Below are 16,862 nucleotides of genomic sequence, written 5' to 3'. Positions count from 1 at the left end.
GTCTGGCGACCGGCGTCAGTGCGCGGCGTTCGCCGCGGCCGCCTTCGCCTCTTCCCTGCGGGCACGCCGCTTCTCGCCGAAGCTCGCCAGCCAGCGGCACACCACATAGAAGGTCGGCGTGAACAAGAGGCCGAAGAAGGTCACGCCGATCATGCCGGAGAACACCGCGGTGCCGAGGGCCTGGCGCAGCTCCGAGCCGGCGCCGGTGGCGATCACCAGCGGCACCACCCCGAGGATGAAGGCCAGCGAGGTCATGATGATCGGCCGCAGGCGTAGCTGGGCGGCCTGGGTCGCCGCCTCGAAGCGGCTGGATCCCCGGTCTTCCAGCTGCTTGGCGAACTCCACGATCAAGATCGCGTTCTTGGCCGCGAGGCCGATCAGCACGATGAAGCCCACCTGGCTGAGGATGTTGTTGTCCTGGCCGCGGATGAGAATGCCCGCCACGGCCGCGATCAGACACATCGGCACGATGAGGATGACCGCAAGGGGCAAGGTCAGGCTTTCATATTGCGCCGCCAGCACCAGGAAGACGAACACCACGCCGAGCCCGAAGGCAAAGATCGCCGTGTTGCCCGCCCGCACCTGCTGGTAGGCCAGCGCCGTCCACTCATAGGAGAAGCCGTCCGGCAGCGTCTCGGCGGCGATCTGCTGCATCAGCTGGATCGCCTGCCCCTGCGAGATGCCGGCGACGTCGCCGTCGAGTTCGGCCGCCGGATAGAGGTTGTAGCGCGGCACGCGATAGGGACCGGAGATGTCCCGCACCGTGGCGAAGGAGCCGAAGGGCACCGTCTCGCCATTGGCGTTCTTCACCCTCAGCTTCAGCACGTCTTCCGGTGTCAGGCGATGGGGCGCATCCGCCTGCGCCTGCACCCGGTAGGTGCGGCCGAACAGGTTGAAGTCGTTGACATAGGTGGAGCCGATATAGGTTTGCAGCGTGGCGAAGGCATCGGCCATGTTGATGCCGAGCATCTGCGCCTTGGTGCGGTCGATGTCGAGGAACAGCTGCGGCGTCGAGGTCTCGAACAGCGAATAGACCTGCTTCAGCCCCGGCGTCTGGTTCGCCCGCCCCATCATGGCGTAGACGGCGCCCTGCAGCGCGTCGTAGCCGCGCCCGCCCCGGTCCTCGATCATCATGCGGTAGCCGCCGGCATTGCCGATGCCGTTCACCGGCGGCGGCATGACCACGATCATGAAGGCTTCCTGGATGGCGGCCAGCTTGCCGAACAGCGCGCCCTGGATCGCCACCGCCGACTGGCCGGGATGCTTGGCCCGCTCGTCGGCCGGGCCGAGGATCACGAACATGGCGCCGGCATTCGGCGCGTTGGTGAAGGTGGCGCCGGAGAAGCCGACGATGTTCACCACATGGGCGACGCCGGGCGTGGCGAGCACTTCCTTGGCCGCGCGGGTCATCACCTCATTGGTGCGCGAGAGCGCGGCGCCGCCCGGCAGCTGGGAGGCGACGATCAGATAGCCGCGGTCCTGCGCCGGAATGAAGCCCTGCGGCGTCGAGCGGAACATCTCGAAACCGCCGGCGAGGATGGCGCCATAGACGATCAGCACCAGCACCGCGAAGCGCATCAGCCGGCCGGTCAGCCAGGCATAGCCGTGCGACAGGCCGTTGAAGCCCTTGTTGAAGTAATGGAAGAAGCCGGTGATCGGCCGGGCATACCAGGCCGGCTTGTGGTCGGGGTCGTGCGCCTTCAACAGCAGCGCGCACATCGCCGGCGACAGCGTCAGCGACACCAGCAGCGAGATCAGCGTCGAGCCGGCGATGGTGAGCGCGAATTGGCGGTAGAACTCGCCGGAGATGCCGGTGATGAAGGCCGAGGGAATGAACACCGAGGCCAGCACCAGCGAGATCGCGACCAGCGCGCCGCCCACCTCGTCCATGGTCTTGTAGGCGGCGTCGCGCGGCGACAGGCCGGTCGAGATATTGTGCTCGACGCTCTCCACCACCACGATCGCGTCGTCGACCACGATGCCGATGGCCAGCACGAGGCCGAACAGAGACAGGTTGTTCAGCGAGAAGCCGAACAGGCTCATGATGAAGAACGTGCCGATCAGCGACACCGGGATGGCGAGGATCGGGATGATCGCCGCGCGCCAGGATTGCAGGAACAGCACCACCACGATGACGACCAGTATGATCGCCTCGAAGATGGTGTGCTCCACCGCGCGCACGGATTCGGCGATGAACTGCGTCGGGTTGTAGGCGGTCGAATAGGTGATGCCGGCGGGGAAGCTCTCGGCGATGCGCTTGATCTCCGCCTCGATCGCCTGGCCGGTCGACAGCGCATTGGAGCCGGGCAGCTGGAAGATGCCGAGCGCTACCGAGGGCTTGGAGTCGAAATAGGAAATCGAGGAATTGTCCTGGCCCTCGATGTCGATGCGGGCGACGTCGCGCAGCCGCACCACGGCGGCGCCGGACTGGCGCACCACGATGTTGCCGAACTCCTCCGGCGTCGACAGGCGGCCGAGCGTGCGCACCGCCACCTGGAAGGCGAGTTGCTTCTCCACCGGCGGGGCGTTCAGCACGCCGGAGGCCACCTGCACGTTCTGCGCCTGCAAAGCGGCGATGATGTCGGTGGGGGCGAGGTTGAGCGCCTGCAGCTTCTGCGGGTCGAGCCAGATCTGCATCGCATAGTCGCGCGAGCCGAACACGGTGATCGAGCCGACGCCCGGCACGCGTTGCAGCTGGTCCTTGATCTGCAGATTGGCGTAGTTGGAGATGAACAGGCTGTCGCGGGTATCATCCGGCGAGAACAGGCTCACCACCATTAGGATGTCCGGCGACGACTTCGCCACCGTCACGCCGATCTGCTGCACCTCCTGCGGCAGGCGCGGCGTCGCGGTGGCGACGCGGTTCTGCACCTGCACCTGCGCGATATCGAGATCGGTGCCGATGTCGAAGGTCACGGCGATGGAGAAGCGGCCATCGGCTGTGGAGTTGGAGGAGATGTAGAGCATCCCCTCCACGCCGTTGATCTGCTGTTCGATCGGCGAGACCACGGTATCCGCCACCGTCTCGGCCGAGGCGCCGGGAAACTGGCCGGTGACGTTCACCACCGGCGGGGCGATGTCGGGATATTGCGCGACGGGAAGCGAGATATAGGCGACCGCGCCGAGGATCATCACCACGATGGAAACCACCGAGGCGAAGATCGGGCGATCGATGAAGAAGTGCGAGAATTTCATGACCGACGCTCCCGCGCTCAGTTGGCGGGCTTGGCGGTGGTGCCTTCGCCCGCCGGGGCGGTGGCCGGCTTGGCCGGCTCCGGCTGTCCGATCACCTTGGCGCCCGGACGAATGCGCACCAGCCCGTTCACCACCACCAGGTCGTCCTTGTCGAGACCGCTGGTGATGACGCGCAGCCCGTCTTCCTGCCGGCCGAGGGTGACGTATTTGATCTTTGGCACCTGCGGCTCGCTGCCCGGCGCCATCACATAGACGAATTTGCGGGTCTGTTCGGTGCCGATGGCGACGTCCGGCACCAGCAGCGCGTCATGCGGCAGCGAGGCCGGCACGCGGATGCGGCCGAACATGCCGGGCGTGAAGGAACCGTCGGGATTGGCGAACACCGCGCGACCGCGAATGGTGCCGGTGTTCTCGTTGATCACGTTGTCGACGAAGTTCATCTCGCCCTTGTGCGGAAAGCCGCTCTCGGAAATGAGGCCGAGGCTGACCGGGATGGAGGCGATGGAACCGGAGGTGCGGCTGATCTTCTCCATCTGCTGGTAGCGGATGTAGGAAGCCTCGTCGAAGGTGAACTCGAAATAGATCGGGTCGGTCGAAACGATGGTGGCGAGCAGCGTGTTGGTGCTGCCGCCCTGCCCGCCGGTGACAAGGTTGCCGATGGAGACCCGGCGATCGCCCATGCGGCCGTTGACCGGCGAGGTCAGCGTGGTGAATTCGAGGTCGAGCTGGGCGGCCTGCACCGCCGCCTGGTTCGCCGCCACCTGCGCGCGCGCCGAGCGTTCGGTCTGCTGGCGCTGGTCGAAGGTCTGCTTGGAAATCGCCGTCGAGACCCGATCCTCGATCAGCGTCTGCGCCCGCTGCAGATCGGAGATCGCGAAGTCGAGATCCGCCTGCGAGCGCGCGAGATTCGCCTTCGCCTGGTCCAGCGCCACCTGATAGGGGCGCGGGTCGATGCCGAAGAGCTGATCCCCCTTCTTCACCAGCTGGCCGTCGGTGAAGTTGATCTTGTCGAGATAGCCCGACACCCGCGCATAGACCTGCACCAGATCCACGGCGGTGAAGCGCCCGACATATTCGTCATAGTCGGTGATCTGCTTGACCTGCGGCTTGGCGACCGTCACCGGCGCCGCCTGCGGCGCACCGCCCCCCTGCTGCTTCTGATCCGAGCAGGCGGCAAGGCCGAAGCCGAGGGCGGCGAGCACGAGAACGGGGGCAAAACGGCGAAGCGCAGGAAACGTCATGAGTTCAACTCCGGAACGTGTATCGGCAACGCGCTCGACAAACGCGTCGCGCCGTCCGACGGGGGCCGCCATCCCTCATCGACCGGCATTCGGGCTAGGCTGGTACCACAGTTTTGCTGCACTGCGTAAGCAATAAAACGTAATAAAGCTTTTACCGGCTCACGGCCGCAGCAGCGCTTTCAGCCGCCGCGGCCCCACCAGAAGGGCCACCAGCACCCCATAGGCGGCGCCGCCCGCCGCGATGCACAAGGCCAGCGTCGCCTCGTCGCGCAGGCTGGGCAGCGCGGCAATCGGCGGCGCGCCGAACCGCGCTGCGGCGAACAGCGCCGCCGCGACACCGAGCCCGATCAGGGCAAGGCGCGGCAGCAGCGCGACCAGCGCCGCATCGCCGCAGCCATAGCCGCGACGCAGCGCGAAGGCGATCAGCAAGGCGAGGCTGATCCAACCGCCGACCGAGGTGGCGAAGGCGAGGCCCACCTGCGCGAAATCGTCCATCAGCCACACCTTCAGGGCGATGTTCACCATCGCCGCCCCCAGCGTGGCGATCACCGGCGTGCGGGTGTCGCCGCGGGCGTAGAAGGGCGACATGAAGGCGCGCATCACCACGAAGGGAATGAGCCCGATGGCATAGGCCGCCAGCGTCTGCGCCGCGGCCCGCGCTGCCTCGCCGGTGAAGGCGCCGCGCAGGAACAGCCCGCGCATGATCTCCTCCGGCACGATGAGGCAGGCGGCGAGGAAGGGCAGCACCAGCAGCAGGATGAGCTCCAGCGCCCGCGCCTGGGCGTGGCGGGCGCCGGCCTCGTCGCCGGCGGCGAGGCGACGCGACATTTCCGGCAGCAGCACGATGCCGGCGGCGATGCCGATCACCCCCACCGGCAGCTGGTAGATGCGCTCGGCATAGAACAGCGCCGCGACCGCTCCCTGCGGCAGGAAGGAGGCGACGATGGTGTCGGCGAAGATGGCGAGTTGCAGCCCGGCCGAGCCGAGGATCGCCGGCCCGAGCGCGATGAGGAAGCGCCGGGTCTCCGGGTCGAGCCGCGGCAGCGCGAAGCGCGGACCCAGCCCGTGCCGCTCGGCGTCGAACACCAGCAGCCCGACCTGGAGGAAGCCGGAGATCAGCACCCCCCAGGCGGCGGCGTCGCCGGCGGTCGGGAACCAGCCGGCGACGCTCAGCGTGCCGACCATGGCGACGTTGAGCAGGATCGAGGCCGCCGCCGCCGCCCAGAAGCGCTCATTGGCGTTGAGCACGCCGCCCACCAGCGTCACCACCGCGATCAGCCCGAGATAGGGAAAGGTGATGCGGGTATAGCCGACCGTCAGCGCAAAGCGCTCCGGGTCGTCGGCGAGGCCCGGCGCCAGCGTCGCCACCACCAGCGGCGTTGCCATCAGCGCGAAGGCGAGCACCGCCAGTTGCACCACCACCACGCCCGAGAGCACGCCGTCGGCGAAGCGCGCCGCCTTGGCGTCGCCCTCCTGCGTTTTCACCCGCGCATAGGCGGGAATGAAGGCGGTGTTGAAGGCCCCCTCGGCGAAGATGGCGCGAAAATGGTTGGGCAGCCGGAAGGCGAGGTAGAAGGCGTCCGCCACCGGGCCGGCGCCGAGCACCGCCGCCATCATGATGTCGCGCGCGAAGCCGGTAAGCCGGGACAGCAGCGTCCAGCCGCCGACCGAGAAAATGCTGCGAATCATAGAATGTCCGGCGTCGTTGAGCGTCGCGGGAACCTAACGGAGCCCGCCCTCGCCCGCCAGCGGATCGGGGAAGGCGATGTCTTCATAGACCTCGGACATGGCGAGTTCGGTGCCGATGGCGCCGAGATCGATCACGCCGTCGTAGCCGTCGAACTGCACGATTTCCCACGCGCTGCCCGGCGCTCGCCACCACAGCAGCGCCCGTGGCAGGTCCGGCTCGACCAGCAGGATATAGGCGAGCGACGGCAGCGCCTTGTACTCTTCCAGCTTGCGCACGAGATCGGTCTGGCGTGTGGAGGGCGAAAGCACTTCGACGACCAGACGGGGCGATGTCGCCTCATAGGCGGTATCGGGCATCTCGCCGCAATCGACCGACACATCCGGCCGCCGGATATTGCCGTTCATCGCCGCCACGGCGATGTCGTCGGTAGAGGGACGGCAGGGCGACCCGCGCAGCTTCGACGTAAGGCTGGTCAGCACATTCACGACGATCCGGTCATGACGGCGGCTCGCCCCCGTCATCGCCTTGACGGGGAAACCATCCACCAGCTCGTAGCGGACGCCCTCCTCGCCCGGCCAGCGATAGAACTCTTCCGGCGACATGCGCTTCAAGGCGGGCGGCACCATGGACCGGCTCCTTCGGGACACCGGCCCATTCTATCGAACCCGACGACGCAGGGCTATTTCCCCGTCCCTCGCCGGACGGCGTTGGGTTACTTCCCCAGCGCCCGCCGCACGGCGGCGATCACCCGGTCCTGCGAGGCATCGTCGAGATAGGCGTGCATCGGCAGGCTGATCACCTCGCCCGAGAGCTTCTCGCTAACCGGCAGGCCGTTGCCGGCGGCAGGGTACTGCGCATAGGCCGGCTGCCTGTGCATGGGGATACGGTAATAAACCGCCGTCGGCACGCCTTCCTTCTGCAAGGTGGCGGCGAGATCGTCGCGCACGCCGGCGGCCAAGCGGATCGTGTACTGCGCCCAGATCGACGTCGCGCGCGGATCGACCACCGGCACGGTGCACACATCGGCCAGCGCCGCATTGTAGCGCTTGGCGGCACGGTCGCGGGCGGCGATCTCTTCCTCGAAGATGGCGAGCTTTTCCAGGAGAATGGCCGCCTGGATGGTATCGAGCCGTCCGGTCATGCCGATGCGGACGTTCTCGTATTTGTCGACGCCCTGGCCGTGCTCGCGCACGCTTTTCAGCACCGGCACGAGATCGTCGTCATCGGTGAACATCGCGCCGCCATCGCCGAAGCAGCCGAGCGGCTTGGCCGGAAAGAAGCTGGTGGCGGTGGCATCGCCGAAGGAGCCGGTGCGCTTGCCGTTCCAGGTGGCACCGAAGCCCTGCGCGGTGTCGCACAGCACCTTGAGATTGCGGGCGCGGGCAATGGCGCCGATGGCGTCCATGTCGGCCGGCTGGCCGAAAAGGTCGACCGGGATCACCACCCGGGGGGTAAGCCCCTGCCGCTCGGCGACCGCGATGGCCGCCTCCAGGCTCGCCGGGTCCATGTTGAAGGTGTCCGGCAGCACGTCGACGAATACCGGCGTCGCCCCGACCCACGGCACCACCTCGGCGGTGGCGCAGAAGGTGAAGGACGGACAGAACACCGCATCGCCCGGCCCGACGCCCCAGGCCATCAGCAGCATGGCCAGCGCATCGGTGCCGCTGGAGCAGGAGATCGCGTGGCGAGCGCCGGCGAACTCGGCCAGTTGCTTTTCGAGCTCGATCACTTCCGGCCCGTTGACGAAGCGGCAATGGGTGAGGACGCGGGTCACCGCCTCGTCGACACGGGTGCCGAGGCGGGCGCGCTGCGCGGCGATGTCGATGAAGGGCAGCGGCGCGGCATTGGTGGTCACATGGCTGTTCATGTCGGTCCTCGAACTAGCCGGCGGCGCGAATGCGCGCGGACGGGAGGGAGACCGGGCGCGCGGCCTCGGGCCCCTCCAGGCAACGGATGGCAGTGGCGATGCTGGCGACGCCGTCCTCGCCGGTCACCGGCGGCGCGGCTTCCCCCCGCACGGCGGCAAGGAAGCGCGACAGCTCGACGCGCAGCGGCTCGGCATAGGCGACGGGGAGATGGCGCATCGAATAGCTGCCATCCGGCTTGTAGTCGAAGCACTCGGTCACCTGTCGGGTGAGCAGGTCGCCGATCACGTATTTCTTGCGGGTGGCGACATGCACCGTGCGCGCCTTGAACGGCGTCAGCCAATTGGTGTTGATATGCGCCAGCACGCCGTTGGCGGTGCGGAACTGCAGGAGCGCGATGTCCTCGCGCTCGGCCACCGCCGCCTTCACCTGGGGCTGGATCTCGGCGATTTCCGAGCCGGTGAAATGGCAGATCAGGTCGATGTCGTGCACCGCGAGGTCGATCACGACCCCGACATTCGACATGCGCGGCGGAAACGGGCCAACGCGGGTGATGCCGATGGACAGGATCTCCTCGCCCTCGATCGCCTTCTTCACCGCCTCGACGGCGGGATTGAAACGCTCGACATGGCCGACCATCAGCGCGACGCCGCGCGCCTTGGCGGCTGCGACGATGGCCTCGCCTTCCGCGACGCTGGGAGCGATCGGCTTCTCCACCAGCACATGCGCGCCGGCACCGATGGCAGCCAGGGCGATGTCGTGATGCAGATGCGTGGGAGCCGCGACCACCACCGCGTCGACGCCGAGGGCGGTGAGCGCCTCAGTATCCGCTACGGCGGCACAGCCGAGCAGCCCCGCCACCTTGCTCGCCTGGGCGGCGTCGGGATCGGCGATGCCGACCAGTTCGGCTCCGGGCAGGTCGGCCAGCACGCGGGCATGGTTCGCGCCCATGACCCCGACGCCCACCACCCCGACACGAACCGGGCGAGGCGCCTCTTTCAGGCTGTTCGACATGCGACGATTCCTTGACTGCCAGCGTGACAAGCGCCGTCTAACATGCGCGTACCGGGCTGACGAGGCGCCGGCCAGCCGGAAGGCATGGACGGCGCTTCACTAATTGATTCCGCATGTTACCGCGGAGGCCCGCGGCGAAGGCGCGGCTATTCGGCCACCGGGGTCGCGTCAGCTTCCCGGGGGGCGCCGGCATTGAGGAAGCTCTTATAGATGAAGCCGCGCTTGCCGTCGGCGACGATCTCGCACCAGCTGTCGCATGCCACCAGTTCGACCTGCTGACCGCTCTTCAGAGTCTGCATCGCCGCCGCCCCCTTGTTCGGGCCGGTGCGCATGGTCACCGGTGAGCGGATCGTCGCGCCGCCGGTCGGCTCGGCGCCGGCCTCGGACGGAGCCGCATCGGCGGCATCGGCCACCTCATCGGCCGGCTTGGCAGCAGCCGTTGCGGGCGCGACGGCGGCAACGACAGCGGCGCGGCGCGGCGGGGCCGGCGGCGGCAGCGGCGCCTGGCGCGGCAGCTTGGCCTCCGGTGCCGCGGCCAGCACCGAAGGCTCCGGCGCGGCGAAGGCTGTCAGTCCCGGCACCGCGGGTCCCGGCTCGACGGGATCCGGCGCAAGCAGGGTACGGGCAGAAATCGAGGGCATTGCCGGCGGCGCCTGCACCGCTTCGAGGGCGCGCAGAGCCGCGGGGGCCGAGGGCGCGGCAGGCTCCGCCACCACGACACGAGCCGGCTCGGGCGCCGGCACGGCCGCCGCCGGCGCCGAAGGCGCTACCGCGGCGATGGCGGCATTGCCGATGACTTCCGGCGCTACGCGGGCCTCGTCGCGTCCGACCACGGACTGCAGAGCCACAGCGGCCCCGCCGACCGCCACGAAGCATACCGCCAGCACCCCCAGCCGCCGCCAGGTGAATGCCTCGCCGGAAGCGGCACGACGACGACGCGCGGCGGGCTCGCTTTCCGCGCGGCTAGCAGCGCCGAACATGCGTCGGCGGCTGGCCTGCGTCACCGCCGCAGCGTCCGAGGATACGGTGGAAGCATTGACCGTCGCCTCTGCTGCACTCGCGGCAGCCGGACGACTCGAAGGCATGATATGGCGCGCGTCGCTCAGCGCCGAAAGCTTGCTGCGCAGTTCGGCGAAACCCAGCGGCGCGGGGCGGGATGGGGACGGCGCGGCGGGGCGTAGTGAACGGATCACCGGCTCGGCCATCGTCCGCTCGGACGAACCCGCGGCTTCGGGAGAGGGTGAGGCCTCAAAGGCGGAAGGCGGAAGCTGCGGCCCCTCCCCTTTGGTTTGCTCCAGCGAGCTGATCATGGCGCGATAGTCGCGCACCAGCGAAGCGGATAGCTCCGAAGCGGACCTTCCCTGCGAATTGGTCGTCATGGCGAATTCAGCCTTTCAACCGACGCAGGATACGAAGGACGGAAGCCTGAGACGGAAAACAGCGAGGCGAATCGGAAAGACCATCTTCACGATAGCCGCTTGCGGCCATTGCGCCCGTCTGCCCGAACCCGCGGTCAAAACCGTTCATCATGCGTTACGCTCAACTCTTTCCAACAGGGCTCACATGCCCCGCACTGATTCGTCCGCCCTGCATCGATTCGCCAGCCGGCCGCACAGTAGCGACAGAAGGTATCTTGATGCAAGAAAGACACACGACTGAATTTTCACCATGAAGACGGATTGCGGCAACTCTTGGCCAAGCTTTCTATGCACCCCCTTTAGTCGGTACCTAAAAACCTCCCTGCATCGGTTATCCTCAGCCCGCCTCACACCAGAATTTCGCGCTCGGTCTGCGCGGAGACGTGGAAGACCCGCTTGTAGCGGGCGATTTCCTCGGCCGGTCCCATCGCCTTGGTCGGGTTGTCGGAGAGCTTCACGGTGGGCCGCCCATCGGCCGAAATAACTTTGCAGACGATGGAAATCGGATCGAGGGCGCCATCGGCGACGAAGCCGCGGAAATCGTTGGTGAGCAGCGTTCCCCAGCCGAAGCCGAGCTTCACGCGCCCATGGAAGTGGCGATGGATGCGGACGATATCCTCGACGTCCAAAGCGTCGGAGAAGATGGCAAGCTTCTCCCTCGGATCCTGGCCACGGGCGCGCCACCAGGCGATCGCCTCCTCACCTCCGGCGATCGGCTCCTTGCTGTCGATTCGGATGCCCGTCCATTTGTCCGCCCAGTCCGGCGCTGCCCCGAGAAAGCCGGTGGTGCCGAAGGTGTCGGGCAATATGACGCGCAGATTGCCTTCGTAGTCCTGCTGCCAGTCGAGCAACACCCGATAAGGCGCCTGGGCGAGTTCCTCGTCGGTATCGGCCAGCGCTGCATAAACCATGGGCAGTTCGTGCGCGTTGGTGCCGGTCGCCTCCACCTCCCGCCGGAGAGCGATCAGGCAATTCGAAGTGCCGAGGAAACTATCGCCGATTCCTTCGATCATTGCCTGCACGCACCAGTCCTGCCACAGGAAGCCGTGACGACGGCGGGTGCCGAAATCGGCGACGTTCACCCCTTCGAGCGCGCGCAGCCGCTCCACCTTCTCCCACACGCGGGTCATGGCGCGGGCATAGAGCACCTGCAGCTCGAAGCGCCCCATGCCGCGCAGCACGGCCCGCGAGCGCAGCTCGTTGATGATGGCAAGCGCCGGCACCTCCCACATGGTGGTCTCGATCCACGGCCCCTCGAAGGTCAGCTCGAACTGACCGTCGCGCTTCTCGAGGTGATAGGGCGGGAAACGGAAACTCTCGAGCCAGGCGATGAAGTCCGGCGAGAACATCTGGCGCTTGCCGTAGAACATGTTGCCGCGCAACCAAGTGGACTCGCCGCGGGTCAGCTTCAGCGTCCGCACGTGATCGAGTTGCTCGCGTAACTCGCTCTCGTCGACGAAGTCGGCGATGCGCACGCAGCTGGTGCGGTTGATGATGCCGAAGGTGACGCGGGTATGAAAATGGCGGCGATAGATCGTCTGCGCCATCAACAGCTTGTAAAAATCCGTGTCGAGCACGGACCGGACGATCGGATCGATCTTCCAGGTATGATTGTAGACGCGCGATGCGATATCGATCATGAGCCCCGCCCGGTTCCGGCGAGCCTCTTCTAGAACACATTTGGCACAGATCGAAATGACCCCAACGGCAACAATATGCTCAAACCGTTGAAGTTGGAGTCCTTCCAATAATCGCCTGGAACAGAATGGTCGCCTGGCAAATCCGCGCAGAACCGCTTGTCGCCGCCCTGGAAGCCGGGAAGGCGATCAGTCGAGCACCTCGACATGGCCGTCGCCGGCCGATGCGCGCGACGGCGCCTTCATGATCAGCAGCAGCAGCGCGGTGGGCAGCGTCACAAGCATCATGAATTTGAAGTCGTCGACATAGGCGATGGCCGTGGCCTGCTTGGTGATCTCCGCATTGAGAGCCGCCAGCGTCGCCGGGTTGGCGATGTTCCAGAACTGGTAGGCGCCGCCGCTCTGCACCATCGGGTTGAACGGCGTAATGTGCTCGGCGATTTGCGCATGCATGATCTGGGTGTTCTGCGACAGCAGGAACGAGGTGATCGACACCCCAATGGCGCTGCCGACATTGCGCACCAGGCTGAACAATGCGGTGCCGTCGGTGCGCAACTCCGGCGGCAGCGTGGCGAAGGCGACCACGGTGAGCGGCGTGAACACCAGGCCGAGCCCCGCCCCTTGGGTGATGCTGTTGATGATCATCGAGCGGGTATCGATGTCCGGCGTCCAGCCGGTCATATCCCACAAGCTCCAGGCAATCAGCGCAAGGCCGCAGAACATGACGATCCGCGGGTCCATGCGCGACACCAGCCGGCCGCCGATCATCATCGCGACCATGGTGCCGAAGCCGCGCGGCGCCATCAGCAGGCCGGCGGTCTGCACCGGATAACCGCCGAGCCGCTGCAGATAGGGGGCGAGCAGTGCCGATGTGGCAAGCAGCACCATGCCGATGGCGAACATGATCACCAGCCCGGCGGCAAAATTTCGGTCACGAAACAGGCGCGGGCTGAGGAACGGCCTGTCGTGGGTCACCATGTGGACCGTGAAGAGATAGAGGCCGAGCCCGGCCAGCACCGTCTCCACCACGATCTCGGTCGAACCGAACCAGTCGAGTTGCTCGCCGCGATCGAGCATCATCTGCAGCGCCCCGATGCCGAGCGCCAGCACGGCGAAGCCGGTCCAGTCGAAGCGCAATGCGTCGTTGCGGCCCTCGTCCTTCATGAAGATCACGAGGCCGGCGGTGGCGATGATGCCGAATGGCAGGTTCACGTAGAAGACCCAGCGCCAGTTGTAGGCATCGGTCAGCCAGCCGCCGAGCGTGGGGCCGAGGATCGGCCCGAGCATCACCCCCATGCCCCACACGGCCATCGCCTGGCCGCGCTGGGAGGCCGGATAGATGTCCATCATGGTCGCCTGCGACAGCGGCACCAGCGCCGCCCCGAACACGCCCTGCGCAAGGCGGAAGATCACCATCTGCGTAAGCGATTGCGCCACGCCGCACAGCATGGAGGCGACGGTGAAGCCGATCAGGCTGGCGAGGAACACGCTCTTGCGGCCGAAACGCGCCGAGAGCCAGCCGACCGGCGCCGTCATGATGGCGGCGGCAACGATGTAGGAGGTCAGCACCCAGGTGATCTGGTCGGCGGTCGCCGACAGCGACCCCTGCATATAGGGCAGCGCCACATTGGCAATGGTGGCGTCGAGCGCCTGCATCAATGTCGCGGTCATCGCGCAGACGGTGATGATGGTTCGCGTGGCGCCGATGGGATGGGCGGCATCGGCCGGTGGCGTGGCGGTGGCGGAGGTTGCGGCGGACATGGCGTTGGCCTCGTGCTCCGGTCATCCGGGCCGGAATGCAGTGAGACGGGCGGGATCGTGGATCTGCGGATCCAGTTCCCGCCCGTCTCGGCCGGCTGCCTTGGGGGGCGGAAGCAGCCGGATTGGGAAAATCAAAGAATGTCGCGCAAGCGACGCGAATGCCCGGTGTCGATCTCGACATAGGCGCTCATGCCCGCCCGCAGGATCGGATCATTGTCTTGATGGTTCACCTGAATGCGGACCGGCACCCGCTGGACCACCTTCACCCAGTTGCCGCTCGCGTTCTGCGCCGGCAGCACCGAAAACTCGGCGCCGCTCGCCGGCGCGATGCTGCCGACGGTGCCGGTCCAGCGATGGTCGGGATAGGCGTCGATGGTCACGTCGACCGTATCCCCGGGCTTCAAATAGGTGAGATCGGTTTCCTTGACGTTGGCCTCGACCCACATGTCGTCATTGGAGATGAGGCCGACGGCGCCCTGATTGGTCAGCGCCGCGGTCGCGGCGACGAGGTAAAGTCCGGGCTGCAGGTTGTCGACCTCGGTGACCGTGCCGGAAAACGGTGCGCGCACCGTCGCATGGTCGAGCTGGCGCTTCGCTTCGTCCAGCGCCGCCTGCGCCTGGAGATAGAGCGGGTGCCGTTCGACCGCGAAGTCAGCGTCGCCACCTAGCTTGGCGAGCAGTACCGCCGCCTGCTGCTTGATGGAATCGAGCTTGGCCTTGTCGGTCTGGAGCGTGAAGCGCGCCTGGTCGTAGGTCGCCCGCGAGAGAGCGGCGGCGTCCTTCACCAGCACCTCGTAGCGGTCGAAGGTCGTCTGGTCATTCTCCACCGTCGCGGCGGCGGCCGCAATGTCGCTCGCCATGCGCTGGTAATCGACCTTCATCGATTCCAGCGTCAGCCGGGTCTGGTCGAGATTGGCCTGCGCGTTGCGCAGCGCGATCTCATACTGGCGCGGATCGACGCGGAACAGCACGTCGCCGGCCGCGACCTGCTGGCCTTCCTTGACATCGACGTCGCTGACAATCCCTGACACGTCGGTGGAAACCATGAGCTTGCCGGCGCGCACATAGGCGTCGTCGGTCGACACATAGCGCCCGCCGGTCAGCCACACATAGAAAGCGCCGATCGCCACCACGGCAATGCCGCCGAGCATCAGCGACGCCCGCAACCGGCTGCGCCGCTTCGGCACCGGGGCCGGCTTGGCCGCCGCCGGCGGTGCGGGCTTCGCGTCGGCATTTACGGTGGAGGGCTCTTTGGTTCGATCAAGCATGGCACGGTCTCACGAGGCGGCATCCGGCGGGCATGCCGCGCGGCTATCGCAGGACAGATTCGCCTTCATCAGGCCGAGGGTCGCCTCGATGCCGGCGAGCGCCTCCGGCGTCACGCTGGTCCCGATCAGCTGGCTCACCATCTCTTTGCGAGCACGGGCGATCTCTTCGAGGATCGGGTCTGCCGCCGGCAGAAGATGCAGACGCCAGACGCGTCGGTCCTGCGGATCATGCCGACGCTCGACAAACCCGCGCGCCTGCAGGCGATCGACCAGCCGCGCCACAGTGATCGGCTCGACCTCGATCAACTGAGCCAACTCGTTCTGGGTCATGCCCGGCGAACGCTCCAGCTTCAGCAGGATGACCCACTGTGCCCGCGTCATGTCAAAGGCGCGCGCCCGCTGGTCGAACTTGGTGCGCATCAGATGCGCCAGTTCGTGCAGCAGCGACAGAAAATCGTAATCGGGTTGGCACGTCATGTTTCACCTACGCTGCATAACATAACGTGCGTTATTATCACCTGCAATATGGTACGCCCTGCTACTAAAGCAGTAGCTGACTAGGCCCTTCGCATCTCTGGTGCGGTGCACACCGGTATCTATCTGAGCAGAGAAACCCTGTTCGAGGACCTCTCGCATGACTGCCTCGCTTTTCGACCCCTACCGCCTAGGCGACATCACGCTCACCAATCGCGTCGTCATGGCGCCGCTTACCCGCAACCGCGCGATCACCGGCACTGTGCCCAATCCGCTGTCGGTGAAATATTACGCCCAGCGCGCAACCGCCGGCCTCATCGTGACCGAGGCCACGCAGGTCTCCGACACTGCGCAGGGCTATCAGGACACGCCCGGCCTGCACACGGCGGCGCAGATCGAAGGCTGGAAGCCGATTACCGAGGCCGTGCACGCCAAGGGCGGCCACATCTTCGTGCAGCTCTGGCATGTCGGGCGGGTCTCGCACCGTTCGCTGCAGCCGGGCGGTGCGGCGCCGCTCGCCCCCTCCGCCATCCGCGCCGAGACCAAGACCTATGTGAACAACCAATTCCTGGAGGTCGACGAACCCCGCGCCCTGGAGACCCACGAGATTCCCGGCATCGTCGACGACTTCCGCAAGGCCGCCGCCAATGCCATCGCCGCCGGCTTCGACGGCGTCGAGATCCATGCCGCCAACGGCTATCTCATCGACCAGTTCCTGCGCGACGGCGCCAATCGGCGCACCGACCAGTATGGCGGCTCCATCGAGAACCGCACCCGCTTCCTCACGGAAGTGACGGAGGCCATCATCGGCGAGATCGGCGCCAAGCGCACCGGCATCCGCATCTCGCCGGTCACCCCGGCAAACGGCCTCACCGACAGCGACCCGGCCGCCCTGTTTTCCCATGTGGTGAATGTGCTGGAGAAACTCGGCCCGGTCTATGTGCACATGATCGAGGGCGCCACCGGCGGCCCGCGCGATATCGTGCCCGGCTTCGATTTCGAAGCGCTGCACAAGCGGTTCAGCGGCACCTGGATGGTGAACAACGGCTACGACAAAGCCTTGGCGGAACAGGTGGTGGCCGCCGGCAAGGCCGATCTGGTCGCCTTCGGCAAGCCGTTCATCTCCTCGCCCGACGCGGTGGAGCGGCTGAAGCGGAATGCCCCCTTCAACGATCTCGACCGCGATCATCTCTATGGCGGCGGCGAGAAGGGCTACACCGACTATCCGACGCTGGAAGCCGCCGGCGCCTGAGCGCCATCGACATAAAGGGCCGCCCGGAAGGGCGGCCCTTCAACTTT

General features: G+C 66.7%; 12 protein-coding genes. 1 reads left to right on the top strand and 11 read right to left on the bottom strand.

Annotated features, from left to right (window positions below; all coding sequences use genetic code 11):
* Nucleotides 1-15 precede the first annotated feature (15 nt).
* The 11 genes from J2X65_RS18495 to J2X65_RS18445 form a co-directional block, all read right to left on the bottom strand.
* Entirely contained in the window at nucleotides 16-3,195 is a 3,180-nt protein-coding gene (locus J2X65_RS18495) for a multidrug efflux RND transporter permease subunit (RefSeq protein ID WP_310203892.1), read from the bottom strand.
* A 17-nt stretch (nucleotides 3,196-3,212) separates the two neighbouring features.
* Nucleotides 3,213-4,436 carry an efflux RND transporter periplasmic adaptor subunit gene (locus J2X65_RS18490; protein WP_310203889.1) on the bottom strand — a complete coding sequence of 408 codons (1,224 nt, stop codon included), beginning with the start codon at nucleotides 4,434-4,436 and terminating at the stop codon, nucleotides 3,213-3,215.
* Between the two features lie 159 nt (nucleotides 4,437-4,595).
* On the bottom strand, nucleotides 4,596-6,125 hold the full coding sequence (gene murJ, locus J2X65_RS18485; RefSeq protein ID WP_310203886.1) for a murein biosynthesis integral membrane protein MurJ: 1,530 nt from the start codon (nucleotides 6,123-6,125) through the stop codon (nucleotides 4,596-4,598).
* 33 nt (nucleotides 6,126-6,158) lie between these two features.
* On the bottom strand, nucleotides 6,159-6,752 hold the full coding sequence (locus J2X65_RS18480) for a Uma2 family endonuclease (protein ID WP_310203883.1): 594 nt from the start codon (nucleotides 6,750-6,752) through the stop codon (nucleotides 6,159-6,161).
* Nucleotides 6,753-6,838: 86 nt separating this feature from the next.
* Nucleotides 6,839-7,993, bottom strand: a complete 1,155-nt coding sequence (locus J2X65_RS18475) for a DegT/DnrJ/EryC1/StrS aminotransferase family protein (protein ID WP_310203881.1) — start codon at nucleotides 7,991-7,993, stop codon at nucleotides 6,839-6,841.
* 13 nt (nucleotides 7,994-8,006) lie between these two features.
* The gene (locus J2X65_RS18470) at nucleotides 8,007-9,005 is read right to left on the bottom strand and encodes a Gfo/Idh/MocA family oxidoreductase (RefSeq protein WP_310203879.1); all 999 of its coding nucleotides are present in this window, start codon (nucleotides 9,003-9,005) and stop codon (nucleotides 8,007-8,009) included.
* A 146-nt stretch (nucleotides 9,006-9,151) separates the two neighbouring features.
* On the bottom strand, nucleotides 9,152-10,333 hold the full coding sequence (locus tag J2X65_RS18465; protein WP_310203877.1) for an SH3 domain-containing protein: 1,182 nt from the start codon (nucleotides 10,331-10,333) through the stop codon (nucleotides 9,152-9,154).
* Between the two features lie 437 nt (nucleotides 10,334-10,770).
* The gene (gene pncB, locus J2X65_RS18460) at nucleotides 10,771-12,063 is read right to left on the bottom strand and encodes a nicotinate phosphoribosyltransferase (RefSeq protein WP_310203872.1); all 1,293 of its coding nucleotides are present in this window, start codon (nucleotides 12,061-12,063) and stop codon (nucleotides 10,771-10,773) included.
* A gap of 186 nt (nucleotides 12,064-12,249) precedes the next feature.
* The gene (locus tag J2X65_RS18455; protein ID WP_310203868.1) at nucleotides 12,250-13,821 is read right to left on the bottom strand and encodes a DHA2 family efflux MFS transporter permease subunit; all 1,572 of its coding nucleotides are present in this window, start codon (nucleotides 13,819-13,821) and stop codon (nucleotides 12,250-12,252) included.
* 131 nt (nucleotides 13,822-13,952) lie between these two features.
* A complete protein-coding gene (locus J2X65_RS18450; RefSeq protein ID WP_310203865.1) occupies nucleotides 13,953-15,089 on the bottom strand; it encodes an HlyD family secretion protein in 1,137 nt (378 codons plus the stop codon).
* 9 nt (nucleotides 15,090-15,098) lie between these two features.
* Nucleotides 15,099-15,566, bottom strand: coding sequence for a MarR family transcriptional regulator (locus J2X65_RS18445; protein ID WP_310203862.1), 468 nt, complete (start codon nucleotides 15,564-15,566; stop codon nucleotides 15,099-15,101).
* A gap of 157 nt (nucleotides 15,567-15,723) precedes the next feature.
* On the opposite strand from J2X65_RS18445, the gene J2X65_RS18440 reads away from it, so the two are divergent.
* A complete protein-coding gene (locus tag J2X65_RS18440; RefSeq protein ID WP_310203859.1) occupies nucleotides 15,724-16,815 on the top strand; it encodes an alkene reductase in 1,092 nt (363 codons plus the stop codon).
* Nucleotides 16,816-16,862 lie beyond the last annotated feature (47 nt).

Origin of the sequence: Ancylobacter sp. 3268 (assembly GCF_031456575.1) — a bacterium.
In the GTDB taxonomy this organism is placed as follows: domain Bacteria; phylum Pseudomonadota; class Alphaproteobacteria; order Rhizobiales; family Xanthobacteraceae; genus Ancylobacter.
The sequence above is the reverse complement of the archived record's forward strand: the minus strand, read 5'-3'. Positions and strand labels throughout refer to the sequence as shown.

Coding starts and splice junctions, on each gene's coding strand:
- J2X65_RS18450 (WP_310203865.1), bottom strand. CDS start 15,089: ATGCTTGATCGAACCAAAGAGCCCTCCACCGTAAATGCCGACGCGAAG.
- J2X65_RS18475 (WP_310203881.1), bottom strand. CDS start 7,993: ATGAACAGCCATGTGACCACCAATGCCGCGCCGCTGCCCTTCATCGAC.
- J2X65_RS18440 (WP_310203859.1), top strand. CDS start 15,724: ATGACTGCCTCGCTTTTCGACCCCTACCGCCTAGGCGACATCACGCTC.
- J2X65_RS18480 (WP_310203883.1), bottom strand. CDS start 6,752: ATGGTGCCGCCCGCCTTGAAGCGCATGTCGCCGGAAGAGTTCTATCGC.
- J2X65_RS18455 (WP_310203868.1), bottom strand. CDS start 13,821: ATGTCCGCCGCAACCTCCGCCACCGCCACGCCACCGGCCGATGCCGCC.
- murJ (WP_310203886.1), bottom strand. CDS start 6,125: ATGATTCGCAGCATTTTCTCGGTCGGCGGCTGGACGCTGCTGTCCCGG.
- J2X65_RS18490 (WP_310203889.1), bottom strand. CDS start 4,436: ATGACGTTTCCTGCGCTTCGCCGTTTTGCCCCCGTTCTCGTGCTCGCC.
- J2X65_RS18445 (WP_310203862.1), bottom strand. CDS start 15,566: ATGACGTGCCAACCCGATTACGATTTTCTGTCGCTGCTGCACGAACTG.
- pncB (WP_310203872.1), bottom strand. CDS start 12,063: ATGATCGATATCGCATCGCGCGTCTACAATCATACCTGGAAGATCGAT.
- J2X65_RS18470 (WP_310203879.1), bottom strand. CDS start 9,005: ATGTCGAACAGCCTGAAAGAGGCGCCTCGCCCGGTTCGTGTCGGGGTG.
- J2X65_RS18495 (WP_310203892.1), bottom strand. CDS start 3,195: ATGAAATTCTCGCACTTCTTCATCGATCGCCCGATCTTCGCCTCGGTG.